This window comes from Chryseobacterium endalhagicum, assembly GCF_016745235.1.
Taxonomy (GTDB): Bacteria; Bacteroidota; Bacteroidia; order Flavobacteriales; family Weeksellaceae; genus Chryseobacterium; species Chryseobacterium endalhagicum.
The window spans coordinates 1,067,217-1,092,065 of sequence record NZ_JAELVM010000002.1 but is presented as its reverse complement, the minus strand read 5'-3'; the positions used below and the strand labels follow the sequence as shown (position 1 = coordinate 1,092,065).

Here is a 24,849-nt window from a genome sequence, read left to right as displayed (position 1 = left end):
TAAGAGATGAACACACTAACAATACTTGCCTTATCTTGGCAGCACATCCTTATCGTAGCTATACTTTTGGTATTGCTTTTTGGAGGAAAGAAAATTCCGGAATTAATGAGAGGAGTTGGTTCAGGAATCAAAGAATTTAAAGATGCAGTGAAGGAAGAAGACAAACCGGGCGCTGAAAAAAAAGCCCCTTCTGCCGATAATAATAACACTACCAGCAACTAAAAATTCCTCAGAATTAATGAATTTTACTGAGACTGCATGGAAAGTTTTCAATCAATCTATTGAAGACTATCACGTGTCCGATGACGTTAACACTCTAATTAATAACCCGTTCGAAAAAGACAGTTTGGAACGGATTTTGTATGCAAAGAACTGGATTGATACCGTTCAATGGCATTTAGAAGATATTATTAGAGATGAAAATATTGATCCCGCTGAAGCTCTTCAGTTGAAGAGAACAATTGATGCTTCCAACCAGAAAAGAACAGATCTGGTAGAATTTATCGACAGCTGGTTCCTTACAAAGTTTGAAAATATAACTCCTAGACCTGATGCAAAAATCAATACAGAAACTCCCGCTTGGGCAGTAGACAGGTTATCAATTCTTGCATTAAAGGTTTATCATATGTCGTTAGAAGCCAATAGAGAATCCGCTTCTGAAGAGCACCGCGCCAATTGCCAGGCAAAACTGGATGTGCTGCTTACTCAGAAAGAAGACCTATCAACTTCTATAGATCAGTTGCTTACTGATATTGAATACGGTAATGTTAAGATGAAAGTATACAAACAAATGAAAATGTATAACGATGATAGTCTTAACCCGATCCTCTATCAAAAGGGGCAACAGAAATGAGAAAACTATTTTTTTTTGGAGTACTACTACTAATCATAACTTCCTGCGCAACGGAAAAGCTTAATCTTTCTCCGTTGTCTAATAATTTTTATAGCGAAACAAAAGGTTCTGATTCCGACAGAGGGGCAAAAAAAGGATTTGATATCAATATTAAAGAAAATGTAAATGCTTCTGAAATTTCAAATCTGATTTCTACTTTTCCCAAGTTTAAGAACAATGGTTTAAATGAAGAAGTGACGAGCTTGAAATACAGCCTTCAGAATTATTTATATGCCATTGATGCCAACAACTCAGCGGGAAAGAACAGAGCAGTTAAAAGCTTCGAAAAATCTTATAAGAAAATTCAAAAACTCAGACAGCAGCTTAATAAAGATGATGATGAAGTTCTCAACAGATACCTGGTCCGTTTAAAAACCAATATCTCTGTGATTGAAAATTCTTTAAAGGGAAATTAAAAAACTAACCACTATTAATGATTAAAGTTCAGGCAGAGGCCAATGTTCCCACAGAACACGGCTCTTTCCGAATGATCGCTTTCTCCGAAAACGAAAACGACTGGATGCCGCACATGGCCATCATTGCAGAAAATACAGATTTCTCAAAGCCGGTGAACGTACGTTTCCATTCAGAATGCATTACAGGAGAAGTTTTCCATTCAAAAAAATGTGAATGCGGGCAGCAATTGGATGCCGCAATGAAATATACCCACGAAAACGGAGGCATTATTGTATACCTCCGCCAGGAAGGAAGGAATATCGGGATCATCAATAAACTGAAAGCCTATTCGCTTCAGGAAAAAGGGCTCGACACGGTACAGGCAAACCTGGAACTGGGACTTCCTGCCGATGACAGAAATTTTGGGGTGGCTATTGAGATTCTTAATCTTTTGGATGTAAAAGACATCAATCTTTTAACCAACAACCCTGAAAAAGTAAAATACGTTGTAGACAGCAATATTCATCTTAATTCAAGGATTCCTTTACAGATTCCTGCCAATGAAATAAGTAAGGGCTATCTACAGACGAAAAAAGATTTCTTTGGTCATTTACTCGATGATAATGACAATTAGATAAACATAAAAAGCTTCGGAAATTCTCCGGAGCTTTTATATTATATGTTATTCAGTAATTCAGCTATTGTTTGGCTACAGACCAGCTGCCACTCCAATGTTTAAAATTCCAGGTTCCGGACTTGGTATATAAACTTCCGTATAAAATAAAACCTTTTGGAGAAGGTGCAGGATTTAAAGCCCCACTCGGTCCCTGAAGGCTGGTATAGTATACTTCCCCTACTGCCCCGTTCTCGGCCCTTGTTACTTCAATGCTTCCGCTTTTACTTACATTTAAAATCAAAGTCCCGCTGATTGCATCTCCTGAATAGGTGCCCACCCATTTCCCCATAAAAGGAGAGGTATAGTTTTCCTGCGCATTATTTTGATGGATGTTGTTTATCACCTCGTCCGTTACCTCGGTACACGATAACAGAGATAAAGGCAGAATCAGTAAAAGTTTTGGATATATATTTTTCATCAAGGTTATGTTCTTATTCTGGTGATAAAATTAAACTTTTATTTTTCTTCAAAACAGAATTTCAGGATATAAAATCAAAAGCTCCGGGATTTCTCACCGGAGCTTTTTTAATTATAAAAAACTGAAAAGATATTTATTACTTAATTTACTTTTTTATTACCTGCACCTTAGATTCGTCAAGATTATAATACTTAACTACTGCATTGTAATCGCTGTAATCTACTGGTGCTTGCTTGCTTTTAGCACCGCCTACACCTGAAGCATTAGCAGGAACAAGTACAATTCTGAACGTTTGATTATTTAAATATTCAGTAATTTCTGCAGATGTAAGATCTGAAGGAAGATTAAAATTCTGGTCATCAATTCTGATCTGTACATTTGAAGAATTAAAAACAAAATTATAATCAAATACTCTGTTTACAGGTTTACCACCTACATCAGGCAAATAAACAGATTTTGGGATCTGCTGCCAAGCGTTACCTCCAACCAATCTATAAACCAAAACCACATCAGTACTTGGAATACTAAGCCCCTGATTAATAGTATAGTTACCGGTACTAGAAAACGTTCCTGTAATATCTTTCATTTGAGCAATTGTATCATAATCCACACCCTGTTGTACAACATCATCGTCATTGTCACAGCTATAAGCCGTAAAGCCTACAGCACCCAGGAATAAAAATAGAAGTATTTTTTTCATTTTTAGAAAGTTTAGTTATTATTTATAAAGCGTATTCAAATCATATACCAAAAGTTGCAAAAACTTTGTTTTCATCATTTTTTTAATTGTATTTTTGTTCTTATTCAAAAGATCATGAAGAAATTGCTATATACTTCCCTCTTTGTTTTTTCATTAATAAGCTTTACAGCCAAAGCTCAGTACCAGCCCAAGAACCTTTCTAAAGACGACCTGAAAAAGGCCCACCGATGGGTAGACAAAACCTATAGATCTCTTTCTCAGGACGAAAAGCTGGGCCAATTGTTTATTGTAGCACTTTACACGAACAAAGGAGAAGATTATATTAACCAGATTAGAAATATTGTGGTGAATGATAAGATCGGAGGATTGATCTTGATGCAGGATGATGCGGCCAGAGAAATTAATCTGGTGAATGAATTCCAGCAAAAATCTAAAATCCCGATGATGATCGGCATGGATGCTGAATGGGGGCTGTTTCAGAGAATTGCCACAGCTCATAAATTTCCATGGGCAATGACCCTTGGTGCGATTCAGGATAAAGACCTGATCTACAAAATGTCTTCTAAAATTGCAGAAGACTGCCACAGAATGGGAATCAACTGGGATTTTGCCCCGGTAGTTGACGTCAACACCAACCCAAACAATCCTATTATCGGAAACAGAAGTTTTGGCTCGGAGGTAGAAAACGTCATCAGCTCTGCTCTGTCTTATTCCAACGGACTTCAGGACAATACTATTCTGGCTGCTATCAAACATTTTCCCGGGCATGGAGACACCAGCACAGATTCGCATCTTGATCTTCCGGTTGTTTCGCACAGCCTGGAGCGATTGAATACCGTTGAGCTGGCACCGTTCAAAGCATTAATGGACAAAGGAATCGGCGGCGTAATGGTGGCTCACTTATATGTTCCAAGCCTTGAATCCGGAAAAGGAATTCCCGCTTCCGTATCTAAAAATATTATTACTGGTTTATTAAAAGATAAACTGGGTTATAAAGGATTAATCATCACCGATGCCCTTAATATGGGCGCTGTAGCCAATAAATACAAACCCGGCGAACTGGATGCCTTGGCTTTTAAGGCCGGAAATGATATCATGCTTTTCTCACAGGGAGTTTCTGAAGGGAAAAAATTAATTCAGAAATCTATTGAAAAAGGAGAAATTTCTCAGTCCAGAGTGGAAGAAAGTGTAAAGAAAATTCTACTGACAAAATATTTCTTAGGCCTGGATACATACAGTCCTAAAAATCCTGAGAATATCAACAGTGATCTGAACAATGATTCCCACAAAATACTGGTACAGGATCTTTATGCCAATGCTCTTACTTTACTGAAAGACGATCAGAAATTACTTCCTATTGCAGGAAAGCAGGTATATTATGTTCCAATGGAGGAAGCTCCTTATCAGACTTTTGCCAACCAGCTAGGTTCGAATGTAATTATTAAAAAAGCTAGTGAAATCAGCACCATTCCTGCAGGTTCTACTGTAATCGCAGGATTCCACAAAGATAATTCAACAGCCTACAAACCTTACAAAATTTCAGCAGAATCGAAGAAAGTTCTTGCTGATCTTACCAAAAATCAGAACGTTATTCTAAATGTTTTCGGAAGCGCATATGCTTTGAAAGACATAGATATTTCCAAAGTTTCCACTGTTTTAGTATCGTATGAAAACAATGACGATTCGATGACAGCGGCGGCAGCTGCACTTAACGGAAAAACAAAAATATGGGGCAGACTGCCAGTTTCCGTCAATGACCAGCTTAAAGCAGGTATGGGAATTGATTTAATCCCGGTTTCTGCTCCCCATGTGAACTCAACAGTTTTTACAACATCAAAACAACAATAATCTAATGAAAATAGGCATACTTTGCTATCCAACATACGGAGGAAGCGGAATCGTAGCAACAGAGCTGGGAATGTCCCTGGCCAATAAAGGCTACGAAGTACACTTTATAAGTTCCGCACTCCCGGCAAGATTAGACATTACGAACCCGAATATCTTTTTCCACCGGGTGAATGTACAGACCTATCCTCTTTTCCAGTATCAGCCTTATGATATTGCTTTAAGTTCCATGATCTATCGTGTCGTGAATCTTTATAAGCTGGATCTTCTGCACGCGCATTACGCTATTCCTTACGCCTATGCAGCTTTTACAGCCAAACAGATGCTTAAGGAAGACAATAATGATATTCCGCTGGTTACAACCCTTCACGGAACGGATATTACCCTTGTAGGCCAGCATCCGAGCTATAAGCATGCTGTGGAGTTTTCAATCAACCAGTCCGATGCCATTACTTCGGTGTCTGAAAGTCTGAAAAAAGATACCCTGCAGTTTTTCAATATTAAAAAGGAAATTCAGGTGATCACCAATTTTATTGATAATTCTGAATTTGATGACTGTACGGAATGCCAGAGAACGCAATTTGCCAATCCGGATGAGAAAATACTGATCCACGTTTCTAACCTTCGTCCTGTAAAACGTGTGGATGAAGTTCTGCAGATCTTCAAAAATGTGGAGAAAAAAGTAAAATCAAAGCTGATTATTATCGGGGAAGGACCGGATATGGAAAAAGTCAACCAGTTTCTGGAAGAAAATCCTGAACTTATCTCCAAGATCCGTCTGCTGGGAAAAGTTAATGATTTGTATAAGATCTTACAGCTTTCGGATGTATTTTTACTTCCATCCGAGCAGGAAAGTTTCGGTCTTGCAGCCCTTGAAGCAATGGCAGCCTATACTCCGGTGATCAGTTCCAATGCAGGAGGAATTCCTGAAGTGAACATCCAGGGCGAAACAGGATTTTTAGCAGAGATCGGAAATGTAGAAGCGATGAGCAACTATACGATCAAAATTCTGAGTAATGAGGAACTTTTAGCTACCATGAAGATGAATGCAAAAGATCAGGCTATTAAATTTGATCTGAAAAACATTCTCCCTATCTATGAAGAAATGTACCGGACAACGATAGAGAATTTTAAAGGCGAGCTGACGAAAGCTTAATTTTAAATAACAAAATATATCTTTTCAAACGCCTTTTGTATGATTACAAAAGGCGTTTAATTTTTTATCCTAAATCTTCATAAAAGTGAAGGAGAAAAATACAAATTCTAATTTTAAAAAATGGATTTCTACGTAAACGGAATTATGTAGAACAGTGCCGGAAAATTTACTAAAAGTGTTGATAAAAATATGGAGTTTCCTTTATATTTATCATGACACTTATGACAGAAAAACTGCTTCAATATCTCTGGAACTATAAAGTTTTCAAAAATTATGACTTCAAGGACATTGAAGGAAATTCTGTTGAAATTATCCATTTTGGAAAATGGAATAAAGATGCGGGACCGGATTTCCTGAATGCAAAAATTAAAATAAAAGGAGTGATGATTGCCGGACATATAGAACTCCACATCCGTACTTCGGACTGGGTTTTTCACAATCATTCCCAGGATCCCAATTACCAGAATATTATTCTTCATGCAGTCTATCAAAATGATGCAGAAATCAGCGACCTCAACTCTAAAAATGTTCCGACTCTGGAACTGAAAAATTATATTGACCAAAATATTCTCTGGAAATATGAAAAGCTGATCAACGGAACTCAGTTTATTCCCTGCGAAAACATCTTTAAAGCGGATAAAATACCCGTTAATTTTCATGAAGCCAATGTTCTTAAAAAGCTGGATGAAAAATCTCTTGAACTTGAAAAAAGCCTGGAACAATACAAAAATGATTTTGAAGCGGTCCTTTTCCACAGCTTGGCCTACTCTTTCGGATTAAAGGTGAATGCGCATATTTTCAGACAGATTGCAGAGTCCGTGGATTTTACAGTTATCAACAGAATCCGTCAGAACGAATTTCAGCTGGAGGCTCTCTTATTTGGAATTTCAGACTGGCTGGATCATCCGAAAGACACACAAATGACCATCTGGAAAAGAGAATTTGAATTTATCAGAAAAAAGTTCGGTATTCCTGATCTGATAATCCGTCCTAAATTTTTGAGATTGAGACCTCCCAACTTCCCTACGATCCGCCTTTCCCAGCTGGCAGATCTTTATTACAGACACCAGAATCTGTTTTCGAAAATTATCAAAGCAGAGAATATAGATGAACTCTACGAAGTTTTTGCACCAATAAAAGCTTCAGCATATTGGGATTTCCATTTCAATTTCGGGAATATTTCAAAATACCAGCCCAAATTATTAAGCAGAGAATTTATTGAACTTATTATTCTCAATACTGTTTTACCATTAAAATATACCTATCACAAATACCACCGCGAAGAGATTACGGATGAAATACTGGATTTATACAAAAAAAGTACAGCCGAAAAAAATACGGTAACCGCCGGATGGAAAAAACTGGGACTTCCGGTGAAAAATGCATTGGAAAGCCAAAGCCTGATTTATCATTATAACAATTTATGTACAGAAAAGAAATGTCTCAACTGCAGTATAGGATTTAATCTGTTAAAACAGTCTTTGGACAGCTGATATTTTCACAATAGACCTCATTACATTGTATAGCCTGATTTTATATTTAAATCAACAACAGTACTTTCTACATCGGATCAGTGTCCGTTCGTCATCACGTTCTTAAACCCCATGGATTTATTTGAATATTTACAGAAAAAAATGGTGGAAAAGGTTTTATTTCTGATCATAAACCTGATCTGTTTTTCAAAATTCATTCTTAAAAAATAAAATCCTATGAAAAACATGAGCGTAGTATTTTTTGTTCTGCTTACATTTATTTGTCGGGCACAGGAATATACACAACAAAAAAATGAAATTCAAAACCTTGTAAAGGAGGTCAGACAACATATTATTAACAAGGATACCACAGCTTTTAAGGCTTTATTTACAAAAAATTCTTTTAACTGGACTGCTGTAATTAAAGATAAAACCCAGCAGAAAAGGCTGAAAAATAAAACATCAAATCCGTCCAATCTATTCACAAAAAAAATTCAGGATTTCCATCTGTTTCTTTTGGATAAAGGTAATCAGGATGAATTGTTTAAAAATGTACATATTGAAAACGATGATGTTATCGGCTCAGTTACCTGTGATTATTCTTTTCTTTTGGATAACAGGGTGACCAATTACGGCAAGGAATTCTGGCAGCTGGCAAAAGTCAATGGCCAGTGGAAAATTATCAGTGTGATCTATAGCATAGAGCTTGATTAATCTCTGTAAAATACCGAAGACCTGATCAAGATCAATTTATTTATCACGAATCGGATAGGTAGAAAAAAAATTGCTTAAATTGCGGTATTGGATTTAAACTTTTAAAAGAATCTTCAAATGTTTGATAATATCCGCCACAAAATGGAAAGAGAATGGTTCGGTGTTCTTACAAGAACGGGAGCCAAACTGGGGATCCCTGTGTCTAAATTAAGGATCTTCTTTATCTATTCCACTTTTGCTACCGCCGGTTTTTTCTTTTTAATCTACCTTGGCCTGGCATTCACGCTTTGGATCAAAGATATTTTTATTACAAGAAGACCCAGTGTTTTTGATTTATAATTATGGAATTTTTACCGATCACTTCTGCTGACGATTATAGAGTTCAGGAAATCTATACGTCTTATACCAGCACGTTTCCCGCTGATGAACAAAGGGACTGGAACCAATTTACCGCCTTATTTTCCAACCCTCATGTGAAAGTAATTTCTGTACTTCATGAGTCGCAGAGTGTGGGCTACCTCATCATCTGGGAACTGAGTTCTTATGTTTTTGTAGAACATTTTGAGGTTTTTGAGGCATTCAGAAGCCAGAAACTGGGATCGCATATTACCGGATATCTGTTTAAAAATTATCCGAGAATTATTCTGGAAATAGAGCCGGATCATTTGGGTGAAGATGCAAAAAGACGCTATTCTTTCTATCAGAAAAACGGGTTTACCCTGATTGATGAAATGTATGTACAGCCGAGTTACGGGGAAGGAAAAAAGCCACTGGATTTATGGCTGCTGGCCAATTACACCCCTGAAAATCTGAAGACTGTAAAAGAAGAAATTTATGATACTGTTTATCATTAAAATATAGAAACCGCCGGAAATTTCCGGCGGTTTTTTTTTATCTGCATGATCGGCTGCATCTGCGAGAGATTATTTAACCACAGATGGCACAGATTTTCACAGATGATTGTGTTTATTATTTACCATAAAAATCTTTGATTTTTTTAAACTTAGGTATACTTCTTATTCGTAAAGCTCTTAACTTCAAATCACTTAAATGTTAAAAACTTTTGTGACTTTTGTGGTAAATTTTTAACCGCAGATGACACAGGTTTTCACAGATGATTGTGAATATGATTTATCCTAAAAATCTTTGATTTTTTTTAAACTTAGGTGTACTTCTTATTCATAAAGCACTTAACTTCAAATCACTTAAATATTAAAACTTTTGTGACTTTTGTGGTAACTTTTTAACCACAGATGACACAGATTTTCACAGATGATTGCGGTGATAAAGCTGTTGAATTTTGTGGATAGCCTATTAATTAATTGACTTGATATTCCAGTTTAATGGTGATATTCGCTTCTTTTTCCTTGGAGGAAGTATTGAAGGTACCGCCGTAGGAATAATCTTCATTGGAATTCGGTTCTGTAATCTGAATGACTCCCATGGTTGCTTTTTTAAGATTTCCCAGACTGCTTCCTGAATTTTCAGCGATTTTTTCTGCTCTTTCTTTAGCATCTTTCGTCGCACTGGCGATCATTTCCTGCTTTACAGTGGCCAGTTTGGTATAAAAATAAGAAGGCGCCGAAGATGTAAACTCAATCCCGCGATTGATGATCTCTGTAATATTTCTTGACAGGTTCTCAATTTTCACCACCTCTTTGCTTTCAATGGAAACTTTTTGCGTAAGGTTATAGCCTGAGAATTCACCCTGTACATAATTTCCGTTAGCGTCATTGTAACTTCTAAACTGCTTTTGAATATCTACAGAAGAAAATACGATCTCGCTTTGCTTAATTCCTTTTGAAACAAGATAATCGTTGATCACCTTTCTGTCGATAGCCAGTTCATCATAAGCCGCTTTCAGGTCGGAATTATTTTTGGAAAAACTCCCGGACCACGTAATCAGGTCGGAAGTAAACTGTTTGGTTCCCAATCCTGTAACCGAAATGGTATTCTCAGATTTATTTCTGTTTTTGATGGCATTCCCCAAAAAGCCAAGCCCAAGGACAAATCCGAGAGCTCCTACTGCTACTGCAATAATATTTTTATTCATACAAATTGTAATGTTATTGGTTTTCAGGGAAAAGTACATCAATTTTCATTCCGAATTTTCAGAATGCTATTTCTGTATTTTGCTCGTTTTCAGCCTTTCCAGATATACAGGCATGGTTTCTTCCATTCTTAAAAGGGCTCCTGCTAAATTTTTTGCTTTTACATAGGTGCGGACCTGAGGCTTGACCTCAAAGGCATATTGTATAAACTCTGAAATTCTTTCCTCCGGAATTCCCGCTTCCGTAAAATAATCATTGTCTACCCTGTTCCTTACCCATTCAATATGTTCCTGCAAATCGTCATATCTGTACTGTCTTTTCTGGCGCCTGGCTTTTCCGCTGATCAAATCATAAGTTCCCTGTACATCCAGACTTCCTAAAAGGATGGGTAAAAGCACTTTTTTCACTTCCGCAGGTTTCTCCCTCATTTTACCCACGGGCTCTGGTAAACCTACTGCCTGCTTTACGATTTCTCCTTTATCTACTTTTGCTGCCAGTCTGGAATCCGTTTCCAGATTTCCGGTGGGCTTTTTAGTAATTTTTACTTCGCCTACATCTCTCGGTATCGGATTCATTCTGACCAAAAGCTGTGAATTGAATCCATTGGCCGGAACCCTCACAGAAACTCTCATGAAGTCTTCTTTTACAAATCTCAGTTCGTCATTGGGAGAAGCTGCCATAGAGAACATCCCAAAGGAATTGGAAAGCGTTTTCTGATCGGTAGACATATTGATCACAACAACTGAGCTTAAGTTATCTCCGCTGTCATCAATGATCTGGCCTGTGAAAACCTGCTGTGCGAAGAAATGACTGAACGCGAAAATAAGAAGAAATGAAAATTTCTTCCAGCCACCCATACTCATATTTCTCCACGTTAAATTCATTCTTCCTTTTAATTAAATATTGTCCTTATGGGTCTTTTTATATTCCGCAAAAGCAACTCTCAGCTCAAACTCCACGACATCAATTTTAAAATTCTTTCTGTACTTCTTCGCCATCATGCGGGTATTATTGGCATAGATTAAAAAATGATCGATCTGTTCTTCATCCATCCCGTATTTTTTAAGGAACTGCAGATCTGCTTCTGTTTTAACTCTTCTTAGAAAGTCCTGTGTTTCGGTATAATTGGCTTTCGTTATTTTAAGTTCTGTTGCTTTTTTAAACAAGCCTACAGCAGCATCCAGAACTCCTAAAAGACTGACCTGTCCCGTATTATAATCCTGTTTAAAGGTTTTGGATATTGAATTATCCGGAAGAGCCTCATTTAATGGGCTTTTCATATATTCCTCCATGTCAGATTTTAAAGCCATCAGTTTTCTGGATTCACTCAGATTTTTACTGTCCCTTTCCAGATTTCCGGAAGGCTTAAAGGTTATTTTTACTTCAGGAATTTCAATTTCTGCTTTTTCAAGGCTTATCATTAAAGGAGCACTGAAATCATTACCCTTTATTTTTTTATCGAAACGGTAATAGCCCTCTTTTACAAACCTCAGCTCATCATTTTCGGATGCTTCTATGCTAAACTTTCCGGAAGTATCACTCAGGACGCTTTTCAGGTTAGTCACATTAATAACCAAAACCGAATTTATATTGCTGTTGCTGCGATCTGTTATCAATCCTGTGATCTGCTGCTGGGAAAACATTTCTGCAGAAACAAAAAACGGAACTGCGTATAGACTTTGTTTAATATAAGTTCTCATCTGTGTTTATCTTTGAGTCTGTGGAGCACGGTACGAGGAAACTCTGGTCAGAACAAACCGCTGAAATCTGTTGAGATCCGCATCGCTGCAGAAACCGTATTTCAAAATACTTTTTCTTTCGAAGCCGCCAGCCAGAACATAACTGATAAAATGGTCAATCTGAGATTGATCAATTTTAAGATCTGTGAAATATTCCTCTCCAAGCGCTGTTCTCAAATAAGCCGTCAGATCAATATCATCCCATTTATTTTTAACTTTTCCAATAGAAAAACCCTGTCCTTTCGGCTGTACAAATTCTCCGGGTTTTGCAGCAAGGATCCGGGGATCAGATTTTTGTGCAATGTAACGGTCTATATCTTTTGTCAGCTTTTCTACTTTTTTAGGTCTGTTAAGATTTTTGGAATCAATTTTCAGATCACCGGTAAGTCCTTTTTTAACCTCTACTTCCGGAATGAGTATCGTTTCTCTTGATAAAGTTACATTTAAGGATGATGCTATATTTTCGCCGGAAACTTTTTTCACCAGACGTTCATAGCCCGCCTTTACAAACCGGAGCTCATCTCCTGCCCTTCCTGAAACCATGAAATGCCCGTCCCGGTTGGTTACTGTCATCTCATCCGTTCTGATATTGATCACGGTAACATCAGGCATTTCGGAGCTGTCTTCTGAAACGACTTTCCCAAAAATATAACTTTGGGCATGGGTATTAATGAAAAAAAGAGTAGTTAAAAAAAAGAATAGTTTAAGTTTCACGGACAGTTTTTTATGAAGCAAATCTAAAATTATTTTTAAATTAAATCACAAGTTTAACCACAGTTAACGCGTTTTAGGATTTCTTTTTGATTTTTGCTCAGCAAACTGTTAAATCACCCCTCCTAATTGTTAAAATTTCACTTAAAATTTAGCTAACTTGCAGTCTCAATTCTAAATTCAGCAATGCAAAATTCTTATACAGTCATCAATGCTTCAGCCGGTTCAGGGAAAACATATGCCCTTGTTCAGAGGCTTCTGATGATCTGTCTCCGCTATCCTAACCAGCAGCAATCTATCCGGAATATTCTCGCGCTTACTTTTACCAACAAAGCAGCCAATGAAATGAAGGAAAGGATTTTGTCCTGGCTGGGAAATTTTTCTGCGGATAATTTTGCTGAAAACAGCGATCTTAAAAACATTCAGAAAGCCTTTGAAGCGGACGGTTTGAAAATTACGATTGATGAGCTTCATATCCGTTCAAAAAAACTGCTGGATTACGTACTTCACAATTATTCAACGTTAAATATCGGGACGATTGACCGTTTTAATTCAAGGCTGGTAAGAAGCTTTTCGTACGAACTGGGTTTAGCGAAGAATTTTAATCTTGAAATCGAGGCGGAACCTTTTCTGATCGAAGCTGTGGATAAAATGCTCGACCAGATTGGCGAGAATGAAAGCATCTCGAATTCTTTCATGGATTATGTGGATTACAGCCTGGAAAACAATGAGAGAATCAATCTTAATAAAAACCTTTATGATTCTGCCAAGGAATTTGTAAAAGACATTCATTACGAACATCTGAAAAGCAATAAGAGTTTTGATGATACGAATTATGAGCAGATAAAAAATACGCTCAGAAAGGAAATCGTACAGAATAAAAAGCAGTCTGCAGAGCTTGCCGTACAATCTATCGAGCTATTCAGGTCCAGAAATATTGAGATCGAAGATTTTGCACAGGGTAAAAACGGGATCGGAGGATTTTTCACCAAAGTTCAGGATTTTTATCATCAGAAAAGACCTGGATTTCCGTTTCCGACCACGCTTGAAGAGTCGGTGGTCAATAATTACCGAAAAGGGGCTTCGTCAAAATCAAAAAGTAAGGAACCTGATATTTTTGAGATTCTGGATCAGCTTCTGGACAACAGGATGCGGCTGATTCTTCTGTATATTGAAACCCAGAAGAAGGAAAAAATTCTTTCCGCTCTTCTTCCGCTGAAGGTGAATAAAGATATTCAGGACGAATTAAAGAAAATTGAAGAGGAAAATGATCTTGTTTTGCTTTCCAAATTTAATATCCTGATCAATGAAAATCTTAAAAATGAGCCGTCGGCCTTTATTTATGAGAAGGTAGGTTCACAGTTTCAGCATTATTTCTTTGATGAGTTTCAGGATACTTCGGAGCTGCAGTGGCAGAATTTCGTTCCGCTCCGGGACCATAGTGTTTCTACGGAAAATACGTCTTTCACACTTGTAGGCGACCCGAAACAGAGTATTTACAGATTCCGTGGCGGCGAAAGCAAGCTGATGCTGGATATTATCAACAAGAAGGAATTTTCTCCTAAAGAAGCTGATCTTCTGGTATTGAAAGATAACTGGCGGAGTGCTAAAAATATTGTTCAGTTTAATAATGAACTGTACCGCTACCATTCGGAAGATCTGATGGAAGAGCACCGCAATATTTTCGGGGAAGATGCTGAGCAGAACCCGAAATCACAGATTGAAGGACGGGTAAAAGTAAGCCTGATCGAGAATCTTACGAACGAAGATTTTTACAATGATACTTCTGAAAAGATGCGGAAGGATATTCAGGAAAGCCTGGATAATGGTTTCAAATTTTCTGATATTACCATCTTATGCCGTGGAAATTTTGATATTTTCAGCTATTCTCAGAAACTGGGAAATCTGAAAGTGAAATACCGCGGAGAGGAAACCAATATCAAAACGATTTCGGACAAAGGTCTGACACTGGAACTTTCGAATACATTAAAATCTGTTATTGAGTTTCTGCGCTGGGAAATCAATCCCAAGAATCAGCCGAATCTGATCATGATGATGTATTATCTGAATACGCTGGGGAGAATCCACATGGCAGATTTTACGCTGGAAATGAATGAAATCCTAGAGATAGAAACGCATGAGGAAATTCTACAGTTTATCCAGAATAAATATTCCCTGAAGCTGAAACAGGACAATTTTCCAAGATTCAACCTGTATAATTTTGTGGAATATTATATCAATGAATTCGCTGTAGAGAATAAGGAAACGGATTTTCTTCTGAACTTCCTTGAAATGCTTTTCAATTTTACGCAGAATGCCGGAGCCAGCACGAAAGAGTTTTTAAAATACTGGGATGAAGAGGCTTCGGGATACACTATTCAGGCTTCGGAAAATATTGATGCCGTACAGATCATGACGATCCACAAATCCAAAGGGCTGGAGTTCCCGATTGTGTTTATTCCGATGATGAATAAGAACCGGGACAGTGAATTTACCAACTGGTTCGATACCAGTAATAATGATGCCCTGAAATCCGTGAACATCAACCAGTTCAGCAAAAACCTTGAAGTGTATGATGAAGAAATAGAGTTTTTCAACAAAAAAAATGCTTATAAAAACCTCATCGACCGGTTATGCCTTCAGTATGTGGCAACCACCCGGCCTGTTGAGCAATTGTTTTTCTATCTGCAGAAAGCGAATAAAACGTCCAATAATCTGGAACTTCTGGAGTTTTTTAACGGAAAAAATACGGAAGGAGCTGATGAATTCGACCTGTATGAAGTCCGTCTTGAAATGCTGAGGAAGCATTCAAAGGATAAAACCTCATTATTTAAGACAAAGGATATTCAAAATCTTAAAAACATTAATGAGAACAGGTCTTCGATCAAGATTGCGACACCTTCCAAAAACTATCAGGTAAGAAATGAAAAGGTAAGAATCGGGCTTTTCGTCCATGAATTGCTGTCGAAAATCAATACGGAAAAAGATACGGCTAAAGTTCTGGAAAGCTATGTTCTGGACGGACAGATCACTTTGGATGAGAAAAATGAGATCGAGGAAACCTTAATTCAGATCATCCGGAAATATTCGGAATTCTTTGATGAGAAGTGGGAAGTGATCAATGAAAAAGATATTATGATTTCTGAAAGAGGTCAAAGCCATATTGTACGCCCGGACCGTCTTCTTAAAAGTGAAGAAGGTTATATGATCGTAGACTTTAAAACGGGGGAACAGAAAGAAAAAGATGAGCGCCAGATTGAAAGATATAAAAACATCCTGGAAGGTTTGGGTAAAAAGGTCTTAAAGACCCAGCTTATTTATCTGTAGCCGGTAAAATTATTTATCCACAGAGTTTTCCACAAAGAACTGTGGATAACTTAAAAATCCTTCAGAACAACTACTACCAAAGGTATTTAGCCAATAGGAAATTTTATATATTATGAATAACCAGAAGAAATTATCCGGTTTTTTGTGGATAACTTCCTGATTAAAATAAATAAGCCCGGCCGTTCTCCGAACGGCCGGGCTTATTTTTACAATATAATTTTAATTAAGCTGTAGGATCAGGTGTAAAAACTCTCTGAGATAATTCCTGATCGAAAAGATATAATGCAGACGGGTTGTCGCACACCATCTTAATCTTTGTTACGTACTGGGAAGCACTTGCTTCTTCTTCTACCTGCTCGTTAATAAACCACTGAAGGAAAGAAGTTGTGGCGAAGTCTCCTTCATCGTTAGCATTTTTCACAATATTGAAAATGCTTCTGGTTACTTTTTTCTCGTGCTCCAATGCTTTTTCGAAAATATCTGTAGCATTTTCGAACTCGTGCGGAGGTTTTGCAATTTCTCCGATGATGATCTCTCCTCCTACGTCATTTAAGAAATCAAACATTTTATCTGCGTGCATCAATTCTTCTTTGCTCTGAACTCTGAAATAGTTCGCAATTCCGTCAAGGTCTTTTCCTGAAAACCATGCAGACATTGAAAGATAATATTGTGCGGCGTATTGTTCGTGAGCTATCTGTTCGTTAATTAACGTTGCAATTTTTTCGCTGATCATAAGTATAAATTTATAGTCAAAAATAAGGAATAAAAGCCCGAAATCAAAAGTTTTAATGAAAATTAATACACAAAGGACGGAAATAAATCCGTCCTTCACACATTAAAAAATCAAAATTACGACCTGTTATTTAGCCTCCGGAGCAGCAGTGTTCATAGGCTTTTTCATCATTTTTCTATCCTTCATTGCTACCTTTCTCTGCTCCATTTTAGCCTTTCTGTCAGCCTGCCATTTATCATACTGATCAGGAGTCAGAATCTTTTTCATATCGGCATCCATCTGACTTCTTTTAGATTTCATGTCTTCCATTTTGGCCTGTCTTGCTACTTTATTCTTTTCAAAATCCGCTTTCATTTCGGCCTTTCTTGTTTCATGAAGACTTTTGATCTGGGCTACCTGAGCGTCGTTCAGATTAAGATCTTTCTGCATCTGCTCAAGGTGCTTCTGATGCTTCTGTTCCATTTTCTGATGCATCTCTGCTCTTCTTGCTTCTTTGTCCTGTGGAGTTGTTGTTTGTTGCGCCATGGCAAAACCTCCTATTCCGATAAATGCTATTGCTAAAACTAATTTTTTCATCTTAAAAAATATTTAATTAATTGTTATACATATTTTTGATTATGAATCAAAACAGAAGTTAAATGCAATTATTCATAAAAAATGTTAAATTTAAATATCAAAATAATAAAATTTAAAAATAAAAAAGGACAGATCCTAAAACCTGTCCTTCACACCACTTAAATATAATATATGAAAATTATTTGTTGCTTACCAAGCTGCCTCTGAAACCACCTCCATTGTTACCTCTGTTGCTGTTTGATCTTGAAGGCTGGCTTTCAGATCTGGAGCTTCCGCCATTTCCTCTGAAGCCTCCGCTGTTATTTTCTCTTCTTGGAGTATTCTCCCTCTTTACTTCCCCGCTTCCTCTGAAACCTCCGTTATTTCCAAGTCCTCTGTTTCCGTTATTCTCAGAATTTCCTCTGAAACCGCCGCCATTATTTCTTACACCATTGTTTTCGCTGCGGAAACCTCCTGAATTTTCAGATCTTCTGTCGTTACCGGCCTGGCCTCTGAAACCTCCTGAATTGCTGCCGTCTTTTACCGGTCCTCTGAATCCGCTATTCGATCTGTCGGTTCTGATCACATTGAAGGTTGGATTATCCATTCTTCTGAATCTTGATCTGTCTACCCTGTACACATTGATGTTTACATTTCTGTATCTGGGCATTACTGCATATCTGGGCACATAATAGGTTCTTCTGTAATTCTGGAAGTAAACAACCGGGCTTGCTCCGCGGTAGTAATTATTTCTGAAAACTACGAACACTCTTGGCCCCATAATTCTTTCCAGCGCATAAAATCTGTCGTAATACCATCTGTCCGGGTTGTATCTATAGAAATTATTCCAGTTAGAAAAACTTACGTACAGGTTGTTAAGGCTTAGGATCTGGTCAATCTGCCATCTGTTCAGCCTGTTCTCACGGAAGAAAACATTCCAGTTGATATTGGAAATACTGTTTCTGTAATCATTGTAATATCCCTGATAGTATTCGCCTGGATAATAGTCCTGCGGATAGTTGTAATAATAATCGTCCGGGAAATAATTTCTGTCGTCTTCATCATTATAATAGTCATCTCCATTCTGATAATACCCGTCGTCTCCCCATCCGTTATTCGGATACTGCTGGGCGGAAGTCAAAGCTGCCAGTCCCAAAGCAAGTCCAAAAAGTATTTTTTTCATCTCTATAGTCGTTAATTGGTTAGTGTATAGCAGAATATCTCTATTCTATCTTTTGGATGTAAATAAAAAAAAGAAGTTAAATCCTAAGATTAAACTTCTTTTAAATTATAATTAACTAATTGATAATCAAATGTTAAATTTACATTCTCCCGCTATCTTTTATCCAGGAAGCAATTTTTTCATTGAAGGTTTTCTTTCCCTTCAGGTCCTCAAGCTTCAGATGCATCCTGTATCGCCAGTAGTGTGGAAAAACTGCAGGATTATTGATTCTTTCATTGTCCATCTGCGGATTGGTAAGCTCAGCATCAGTCGCCAGGAATTCCTGGATCGGGAAAACAGCCAGCATGGCTTCATTGTAAAGATGCTGCTTCATAATAATTTCAGCCAGATGAGCATCCATTTCTGCCGGAGCCTTTCCATACTGGATCAGCTGCTGGTTGAAATATTTCTGAGTCAGTGCAGGATCTTCCTTCCACCACTGTCTCAATGTAGAGCTGTCGTGGGAAGAGGCGGTCACCACATTCATATACTCCGCTTTTTTAGGATTGTAGAACGGAATATTATCGGAAGGCATACGCTGTACTTTTAATGCAATAATCGCCAGTTCGTCCATCACGATTGGAACGCAGGCAGGAACCATTCCCAGATCTTCTCCGCAGATCAGCATTTTCGTGGCATTCAGAATAACCGGAAGCTTTTCCATTGCTTTTTCGTACCACAGATGATCCTGTCTTCTGAAGAAATAATCGTGGTAGAGATCATAGATTGCTTTTTGCTCCCACTCAGGAAGGTATTTATAGGAATCTGTATTATATATATTAAATCTTGGGTGGTAAACGGTTTCCCCGTTTCTTTCTTCGGTGAGGAACAGAACATTCGCACACAGAGAAACCAGCTTTTCTTCGATAGGACCTTTCGGGTTCTTTTTGAAAAAATCGACTAGTTTTCTTTGGGTATCAAATTCTTCCTTAAATGAATAGCTTCCGTCATTATTATTGGTAATAAATTCAAGGGCTTTACTGCTTTCTTCGCCAAAATAGTTCCATAGAATTCTGTCATTGATGAAAGGCTTGCAGTACCGGTTGAAATCAAAAGGAATATGTCTTGCTTTAAATTCATCCAAAACAATTGGGACTGCAGGATAAAAGTAGCCTAAAATCCCCTGTGTAGCAGAGACAGGCATTCTCCATATTCTGAAAAATCCTAAGATATGGTCGATCCTCATGGCATCAAAATACTGCTCAAGAGCTTTGAATCTGTTTTTCCACCAGCGGTAGTCATCCGCTTTCATGGCTTCCCAATTGTACGTCGGGAACTCCCAGTTCTGACCAAGCTCTGTAAACTGATCAGGCGGTGCGCCAGCCTGGAAATCCATTCCAAAAAGTTCAGGTTCAGTCCATGCTTCTACGGAATGTCTGTAAATACCAATCGGCAGATCGCCTTTCAGCGAAACGCCTAAACTGTGGGTATAATCTACAGTATCTTTAAGCTGGATGTGAAGCTGATACTGTACCCATGCATGAAGCATAGAGGCGTCGTAATCTTTGCTTTTTACACTAAAAAACGGTGCAATTTTTCCGGCAATATATTTTTTGTGGGTTTTCCACTCGTTAAAATTCGGAGTTTTGTACTTGTCTCTTAGCACACAGAATGCAGCATAGGGAACCAGCCAGTGCTCATTATCTTTTATAAATTTTTTGAAATTCCTGTCTTTGTAAATCTTTTCTTTTTCTGCACTGAAAACAGCTTTCAGAAACTTCCATTTCCCTGCGATTACTTTTTCATAATCGATCAGGTCCAGAGCGTTTAATGCTTCTTTTTCAGCCTGGTATTCTGAAACTAAATCTTCCGGTAAAGGAAAGCTCAGGTTTTCCAGTGAAATATACTGCGGATGCAGTGCATAGACTGAAACGGCCGCGTAAGGATAAGAATCGGTCCACGAATAATTGGCCGTGGTATCATTGATCGGAAGGATCTGGATAATTCCCAGATTGGTTTCCTTCGTCCAGTCCGCAAGGTTTTTAAGATCGGAAAATTCTCCAACTCCAAATCCATTTTCGCTTCTTAAAGAAAATACGGGAACCGCCACTCCGGCATCGTGGTACATCTGGTAAGATTTGAACTTGAAATAATGATTGGAGACCATCTGAAGAACATCTTTGAGTGGATTGGCCACAGTAAATCTGTTCTCGCCGGATTCTACATCAATGACTTTTCCTTGTTTAATATCGTAAATGCAATATTTGAACTGAATAAATTCATTTTCAGGAATTTCCACGGAAGCTTCCCAGATCCCAAAATCCGTCTGTGAAAGGTGGATGACATTTTCATAGTTCCAGCCTCCTAAAGAAGCTGTACTTCCGAACATGACAATCTTCCAGTCCGGATTATAAACCGGAGCTTCGAGCCTGAATAAATGGGTATGTTTTTTTAAAATAGCAGCTTTCTCGGGAACAAACTGATTAAGCTTATTATAAAGAATCTTGTTATTGAGATAGTTCTCCGGGAAATTCTTGTTATTCCATTCATCGAAAATAATAAACTCCTTATAATTATGGGAGAAGTTAAGATGATGCGGAACAAATTCTTCTCTCAGAATATTTCCTTTTTCGTCTGCAAGCTGATATCGGTATGAAATTGATTTTGAGAAATAATCCACTTCGCATTTCCAACTCCCGTTTTCTGCATAAAACAGAGTATGGGCCTGAACAGCAGCACCTTCATCATCTACAATCAACAGCTGCAGATTCTGTCCGGCCTTTGCATTATATCCTACATTAAAGTATAGCTTCATCTATATTTTTTGATAAAAATACATTTTAATATCGAAAAATAAAACTTATTCAAGATCAAATAATCATTAAAAAACCTTTCCAAAACATGTTGAAAAGGTTTTTATTTTTAATCGGAGTTAATAGAAATTTGTATTCCTGATTGAAACTTCTTATTCCGTCACCAGAATTTTTTTGTTCAACAGTATTTTACCGGATTCATTGGTAACATTTACAATATAAGCTCCCGTGATCAGGGATTTAAGATACACCTGCTGATTTAATGATCCGTCTTTCACCTGCAAACTTTCTTTCAGGATATTTTTTCCGGCCATATCAAAAACATTAAGTTTCAGATTTCCTTTTACAGCTTTATCATTGACGCTGACATTGATAAAATGTTCATCTACCCTGGTTGGATAAATATCAATATTAGCCAATGCGTTTGCAGAAGTTCTGTCATTTGCAAAATATTTGCTTGCCAGATCATAAATATGTGGCTTTTCCTGACCTGGAAGAGGTTTCGCCTGCAATGTACTTAAATCTACTTCGTACAAACCGTCTCCTTTAGCACTGGCAATCACTACTTTTCCTTGGGCATTGACGGCAGAGCCATTTACGGAATAATTGTCAGGAATTCCTGAGATCTTTCCGACGAATTTTGCTTTCAGTTCTTTTGCGATGATTTTGAATACATTTCCTGATGCTGAAAAAACATAGAAATTATTTTCCGCATCCGCAATCATATCACCTCCGAAACCTGTTTCAATAGCTGTAAATGAATTTTTACCGTTAGAAACATCATCTTTCACAATTCCAAGGTCACTGACTGTATACTGGCCGCCTTTTCTGCTGATCTGCAGCAGCTGGGTTCCGGCATTGTTCATCGCATAGATATTTCCGTCATACCCTGTTGCCATTCTTGTGATGTGGGAACTAATATCACAGGAAGTGACTCTGGCTACCATATTTTCTACCAATGTGATTTCCTTCGTCTTTGGATTTAAAATGTAAATATTGGACGAAAACATGGGCATGTAGACCAGATTGTTATTGGAAGGATCGTAAGCAAGTGCAGCCATGGTAACTGCCTGAGAATGGTTATAGGAGTTTTTATCCTCTGATACAGCGCCTTTCCTTTCCTGGGAAAATACTCTGGCTGAGGCATCTGCAGAGAAAATCTTCTCTCCGGAAGCTCCGCTGGCAGCATCCATGACCCGGAAATCACTGAACACTATGCCGGAAGTGTCTTTTCCGGCAATTGCAAAAAAATCCTGCTGTGCCTGGGCGTTCGCACCAAACACAAGCAGAAAAAGAGGGAATAAATGTTTTTTCATACAATGTAGAATTTAGATTCGTAATCATTTTAGTAGACTAAAGTTACATAATTTACAGATTGAATCACAAAAAATCATTAGTATTTACATAATATTTACAATCATTTAATCTAAACGTTGAAATTATGATAATCTGGTTGCTTTTTTAAATACGAATAACGCAAATATCTTCACAAATGTCACTATTGAAGGGCTGCAACATTTGTGTTATTTGTGGGAAACATTAGTGGAATTTGTGTTTTGTAAACGATAAGATTGAGTATTGCTCTGTATAATTTAAAGGAGCTAAGATTGCCGCTCCACCGACATGAGTAAGGCTTTCGGATTAAATCTGCTATATCCGCTACATCTGCGAGAGATTACAAAATAATAAGAAATGAGCATAAAAAAACTCCCGCAGATCACACAGATCACAACAGATTTTTATGATATGATCTGTAGAATCTACGAGAGCTGCGGGAGCTGTACTATTTATTTTTGCGGTTAATTCAAAACGTAAGTGGTTCCGTCTCTGCCGTCTTTCAATTCAATCCCTTCAGCAAGAAGCTTGTCTCTGATCTGGTCTGAAAGATCGAAGTTTTTTGATTTTCTTGCCTGGTTTCTAAGCTCTATTAAGACTTTCAAAGTCTGATCCAGCTTTTCATTATTGTTTTCTTCAATGTTCTGAAGTCCTAAAACATCATAAATGAATGCATTCAATGTAGATTTCAGGTCTTCAAGATCTTCGGAAGAGATCGTCTCTTTTCCGTCATTCAAAGCGAAAATATATTTCACGGCTTCAAATAAATGAGCAATCAGAATCGGAGAATTGAAGTCATCATTTAAGGCATCATAACATTTATTTTTCCACTCCTGAAGATTAAATTCAGATTGTTTTCCGTTATCCGGAGTGATGTTGTTTAATACTTTAACGGCTTCCATTAATCTGATGAAACCTTTTTCACTGGCGATCATCGCATCATTGGAAATATCCAATACGCTTCTGTAATGGGCCTGCAGGAAGCAGAAACGTACAATAGACGGGTGGAAAGATTTTTCAAAGAAGTCATTTTCTCCGGTCACCAGCTGCATCGGAAGGATATAATTTCCTGTAGATTTACTCATACGCTGGGAATTCATTGTCAGCATATTGGCATGCATCCAGTAATTAACCGGAGCAATATCATTGCAGGCTTTTCCCTGAGCGATTTCACATTCGTGGTGTGGGAATTTCAGGTCCATTCCGCCACCGTGGATATCAAATTTTTCGCCCAGATATTTCGTGCTCATGGCAGTACATTCAAGATGCCATCCCGGGAAACCTTCGCCCCAAGGGGAATTCCATCTCATAATGTGTGCGGGAGAGGCTTTTTTCCACAAGGCAAAATCCTGTGGGTTTTTCTTTTCTCCCTGACCGTCAAGATCGCGGGTATTGGCAAAAAGTTCTTCGATATTACGTTTTGAAAGCTCCCCGTAGTTCAGTCCTCTTTTATTGTATTCCAGAACATCGAAATACACAGAGCCGTTGCTTTCGTAGGCGAAACCTCTGTCAATAAGCTTCTGCGTAAGCTCAATCTGCTCTACAATATGACCGGTTGCCGTAGGTTCGATATTGGGAGGAAGCAGGTTGAACATTTCCAGAACTTTATGAAAATCCACCGTATATTTCTGTACGATTTCCATAGGCTCCAGCTTTTCAAGACGGGTCTGCTTCACGAATCTGTCGTTATCCACATTTCCGTCATCAGTAAGGTGGCCAGCATCGGTGATGTTTCTTACATATCTTACTTTATACCCCAAATGCATCAGGGTACGGTAGATAAAATCGAAGGAAAGGAAGGTTCTTACATTCCCCAGGTGCACATTGCTGTACACGGTAGGACCGCAGACGTACATCCCAACGTTTCCTTCTAAAATAGGTTTAAATATTTCTTTTTCTCCGGTTAAGGAGTTGTATAGTTTTAATTGCATTTTTTTAAATTAAAAGATTGAATGATTAAAGGATTTAAAAATTAGTTAAAATAATTCTATCCACAACAAATAATTGTTGTGAGAAAAATTTTATTTGAAACTTTTTTAAATATGACCATTCTGCAAATTTATTAAAGGTTACTTAAATATAACAACTTAAAGTTATTCCAAAGCTAACTATCACTTTTCAGAATAAATTAATAGGTGTAAGTATATCTATTTT

Annotated in this window: 23 protein-coding genes; 11 read left to right on the top strand and 12 right to left on the bottom strand. The window is 37.7% G+C overall.

Going from position 1 to position 24,849, the window contains the following annotated elements; translation table 11 throughout:
• Positions 1-6 precede the first annotated feature (6 nt).
• Genes JET18_RS15235 through ribA form a run of 4 tightly spaced genes read left to right on the top strand, consistent with a single transcriptional unit; the run spans position 7 to position 1,922 of the window.
• Positions 7-222, top strand: a complete 216-nt coding sequence (locus JET18_RS15235; protein ID WP_062650750.1) for a twin-arginine translocase TatA/TatE family subunit — start codon at positions 7-9, stop codon at positions 220-222.
• A 16-nt stretch (positions 223-238) separates the two neighbouring features.
• Complete coding sequence (locus JET18_RS15230; RefSeq protein WP_202092388.1) at positions 239-853, top strand: DUF4254 domain-containing protein; 615 nt, start codon at positions 239-241, stop codon at positions 851-853.
• A complete protein-coding gene (locus JET18_RS15225) occupies positions 850-1,308 on the top strand; it encodes a hypothetical protein (RefSeq protein WP_202092387.1) in 459 nt (152 codons plus the stop codon). Before JET18_RS15230 ends, JET18_RS15225 begins: the two co-directional genes overlap by 4 nt.
• Positions 1,309-1,325: 17 nt before the next feature.
• A complete protein-coding gene (gene ribA, locus JET18_RS15220) occupies positions 1,326-1,922 on the top strand; it encodes a GTP cyclohydrolase II (protein ID WP_202092385.1) in 597 nt (198 codons plus the stop codon).
• Between the two features lie 64 nt (positions 1,923-1,986).
• Here the strand turns inward: ribA and JET18_RS15215 are convergent, their stop codons facing one another.
• Positions 1,987-2,382, bottom strand: a complete 396-nt coding sequence (locus JET18_RS15215; protein WP_202092383.1) for a hypothetical protein — start codon at positions 2,380-2,382, stop codon at positions 1,987-1,989.
• A gap of 145 nt (positions 2,383-2,527) precedes the next feature.
• Positions 2,528-3,082, bottom strand: coding sequence for a hypothetical protein (locus JET18_RS15210; protein ID WP_202092381.1), 555 nt, complete (start codon positions 3,080-3,082; stop codon positions 2,528-2,530).
• Between the two features lie 114 nt (positions 3,083-3,196).
• On the opposite strand from JET18_RS15210, the gene JET18_RS15205 reads away from it, so the two are divergent.
• From JET18_RS15205 to JET18_RS15180, 6 genes are all read left to right on the top strand, one after another.
• Positions 3,197-4,930, top strand: coding sequence for a glycoside hydrolase family 3 protein (locus JET18_RS15205; RefSeq protein ID WP_202092379.1), 1,734 nt, complete (start codon positions 3,197-3,199; stop codon positions 4,928-4,930).
• Between the two features lie 4 nt (positions 4,931-4,934).
• Positions 4,935-6,083, top strand: a complete 1,149-nt coding sequence (gene bshA / locus JET18_RS15200; RefSeq protein ID WP_202092377.1) for an N-acetyl-alpha-D-glucosaminyl L-malate synthase BshA — start codon at positions 4,935-4,937, stop codon at positions 6,081-6,083.
• A 221-nt stretch (positions 6,084-6,304) separates the two neighbouring features.
• On the top strand, positions 6,305-7,576 hold the full coding sequence (locus JET18_RS15195) for a DUF2851 family protein (protein ID WP_202092376.1): 1,272 nt from the start codon (positions 6,305-6,307) through the stop codon (positions 7,574-7,576).
• Positions 7,577-7,792: 216 nt separating this feature from the next.
• Entirely contained in the window at positions 7,793-8,269 is a 477-nt protein-coding gene (locus JET18_RS15190) for a hypothetical protein (protein ID WP_202092375.1), read from the top strand.
• Positions 8,270-8,386: 117 nt separating this feature from the next.
• Positions 8,387-8,608: a PspC family transcriptional regulator gene (locus tag JET18_RS15185; protein WP_034725857.1), complete on the top strand. Its 222-nt coding sequence runs from the start codon at positions 8,387-8,389 to the stop codon at positions 8,606-8,608.
• Between the two features lie 2 nt (positions 8,609-8,610).
• Complete coding sequence (locus JET18_RS15180; protein WP_202092374.1) at positions 8,611-9,123, top strand: GNAT family protein; 513 nt, start codon at positions 8,611-8,613, stop codon at positions 9,121-9,123.
• Positions 9,124-9,587: 464 nt separating this feature from the next.
• Here JET18_RS15180 and JET18_RS15175 read toward each other — a convergent pair whose 3' ends face one another.
• The 4 genes from JET18_RS15175 to JET18_RS15160 all read right to left on the bottom strand — a co-directional run bounded on the left by JET18_RS15175 (position 9,588) and on the right by JET18_RS15160 (position 12,773).
• The gene (locus tag JET18_RS15175) at positions 9,588-10,322 is read right to left on the bottom strand and encodes an SIMPL domain-containing protein (protein WP_202092373.1); all 735 of its coding nucleotides are present in this window, start codon (positions 10,320-10,322) and stop codon (positions 9,588-9,590) included.
• A 66-nt stretch (positions 10,323-10,388) separates the two neighbouring features.
• Positions 10,389-11,204, bottom strand: coding sequence for a carboxypeptidase regulatory-like domain-containing protein (locus JET18_RS15170; protein ID WP_228728556.1), 816 nt, complete (start codon positions 11,202-11,204; stop codon positions 10,389-10,391).
• A 12-nt stretch (positions 11,205-11,216) separates the two neighbouring features.
• The gene (locus tag JET18_RS15165) at positions 11,217-12,020 is read right to left on the bottom strand and encodes a hypothetical protein (RefSeq protein WP_202092372.1); all 804 of its coding nucleotides are present in this window, start codon (positions 12,018-12,020) and stop codon (positions 11,217-11,219) included.
• A 6-nt stretch (positions 12,021-12,026) separates the two neighbouring features.
• On the bottom strand, positions 12,027-12,773 hold the full coding sequence (locus JET18_RS15160) for a carboxypeptidase-like regulatory domain-containing protein (protein WP_202092371.1): 747 nt from the start codon (positions 12,771-12,773) through the stop codon (positions 12,027-12,029).
• A gap of 168 nt (positions 12,774-12,941) precedes the next feature.
• Between JET18_RS15160 and JET18_RS15155 the strand changes: the two genes are divergently transcribed.
• Positions 12,942-16,097, top strand: a complete 3,156-nt coding sequence (locus tag JET18_RS15155) for a UvrD-helicase domain-containing protein (protein ID WP_394369523.1) — start codon at positions 12,942-12,944, stop codon at positions 16,095-16,097.
• 223 nt (positions 16,098-16,320) lie between these two features.
• Here JET18_RS15155 and JET18_RS15150 read toward each other — a convergent pair whose 3' ends face one another.
• From JET18_RS15150 to cysS, 6 genes are all read right to left on the bottom strand, one after another.
• Positions 16,321-16,830, bottom strand: coding sequence for a ferritin (locus tag JET18_RS15150; RefSeq protein WP_202092369.1), 510 nt, complete (start codon positions 16,828-16,830; stop codon positions 16,321-16,323).
• Between the two features lie 126 nt (positions 16,831-16,956).
• Positions 16,957-17,406 (bottom strand): hypothetical protein, encoded by a 450-nt coding sequence (locus JET18_RS15145; protein ID WP_202092368.1) that lies wholly within the window; start codon positions 17,404-17,406, stop codon positions 16,957-16,959.
• Positions 17,407-17,584: 178 nt separating this feature from the next.
• A complete protein-coding gene (locus tag JET18_RS15140; protein WP_202092367.1) occupies positions 17,585-18,568 on the bottom strand; it encodes a hypothetical protein in 984 nt (327 codons plus the stop codon).
• A gap of 139 nt (positions 18,569-18,707) precedes the next feature.
• A complete protein-coding gene (locus tag JET18_RS15135) occupies positions 18,708-21,362 on the bottom strand; it encodes a 4-alpha-glucanotransferase (RefSeq protein ID WP_202092366.1) in 2,655 nt (884 codons plus the stop codon).
• 150 nt (positions 21,363-21,512) lie between these two features.
• Positions 21,513-22,676, bottom strand: coding sequence for a T9SS type A sorting domain-containing protein (locus JET18_RS15130; protein ID WP_202092365.1), 1,164 nt, complete (start codon positions 22,674-22,676; stop codon positions 21,513-21,515).
• A gap of 483 nt (positions 22,677-23,159) precedes the next feature.
• Complete coding sequence (cysS, locus tag JET18_RS15125) at positions 23,160-24,626, bottom strand: cysteine--tRNA ligase (RefSeq protein WP_202092363.1); 1,467 nt, start codon at positions 24,624-24,626, stop codon at positions 23,160-23,162.
• Positions 24,627-24,849 lie beyond the last annotated feature (223 nt).

Coding starts and splice junctions, on each gene's coding strand:
- JET18_RS15235 (WP_062650750.1), top strand. CDS start 7: ATGAACACACTAACAATACTTGCCTTATCTTGGCAGCACATCCTTATC.
- JET18_RS15230 (WP_202092388.1), top strand. CDS start 239: ATGAATTTTACTGAGACTGCATGGAAAGTTTTCAATCAATCTATTGAA.
- JET18_RS15225 (WP_202092387.1), top strand. CDS start 850: ATGAGAAAACTATTTTTTTTTGGAGTACTACTACTAATCATAACTTCC.
- ribA (WP_202092385.1), top strand. CDS start 1,326: ATGATTAAAGTTCAGGCAGAGGCCAATGTTCCCACAGAACACGGCTCT.
- JET18_RS15215 (WP_202092383.1), bottom strand. CDS start 2,382: ATGAAAAATATATATCCAAAACTTTTACTGATTCTGCCTTTATCTCTG.
- JET18_RS15210 (WP_202092381.1), bottom strand. CDS start 3,082: ATGAAAAAAATACTTCTATTTTTATTCCTGGGTGCTGTAGGCTTTACG.
- JET18_RS15205 (WP_202092379.1), top strand. CDS start 3,197: ATGAAGAAATTGCTATATACTTCCCTCTTTGTTTTTTCATTAATAAGC.
- bshA (WP_202092377.1), top strand. CDS start 4,935: ATGAAAATAGGCATACTTTGCTATCCAACATACGGAGGAAGCGGAATC.
- JET18_RS15195 (WP_202092376.1), top strand. CDS start 6,305: ATGACAGAAAAACTGCTTCAATATCTCTGGAACTATAAAGTTTTCAAA.
- JET18_RS15190 (WP_202092375.1), top strand. CDS start 7,793: ATGAAAAACATGAGCGTAGTATTTTTTGTTCTGCTTACATTTATTTGT.
- JET18_RS15185 (WP_034725857.1), top strand. CDS start 8,387: ATGTTTGATAATATCCGCCACAAAATGGAAAGAGAATGGTTCGGTGTT.
- JET18_RS15180 (WP_202092374.1), top strand. CDS start 8,611: ATGGAATTTTTACCGATCACTTCTGCTGACGATTATAGAGTTCAGGAA.
- JET18_RS15175 (WP_202092373.1), bottom strand. CDS start 10,322: ATGAATAAAAATATTATTGCAGTAGCAGTAGGAGCTCTCGGATTTGTC.
- JET18_RS15170 (WP_228728556.1), bottom strand. CDS start 11,204: ATGAATTTAACGTGGAGAAATATGAGTATGGGTGGCTGGAAGAAATTT.
- JET18_RS15165 (WP_202092372.1), bottom strand. CDS start 12,020: ATGAGAACTTATATTAAACAAAGTCTATACGCAGTTCCGTTTTTTGTT.
- JET18_RS15150 (WP_202092369.1), bottom strand. CDS start 16,830: ATGATCAGCGAAAAAATTGCAACGTTAATTAACGAACAGATAGCTCAC.
- JET18_RS15145 (WP_202092368.1), bottom strand. CDS start 17,406: ATGAAAAAATTAGTTTTAGCAATAGCATTTATCGGAATAGGAGGTTTT.
- JET18_RS15140 (WP_202092367.1), bottom strand. CDS start 18,568: ATGAAAAAAATACTTTTTGGACTTGCTTTGGGACTGGCAGCTTTGACT.
- JET18_RS15135 (WP_202092366.1), bottom strand. CDS start 21,362: ATGAAGCTATACTTTAATGTAGGATATAATGCAAAGGCCGGACAGAAT.
- JET18_RS15130 (WP_202092365.1), bottom strand. CDS start 22,676: ATGAAAAAACATTTATTCCCTCTTTTTCTGCTTGTGTTTGGTGCGAAC.
- cysS (WP_202092363.1), bottom strand. CDS start 24,626: ATGCAATTAAAACTATACAACTCCTTAACCGGAGAAAAAGAAATATTT.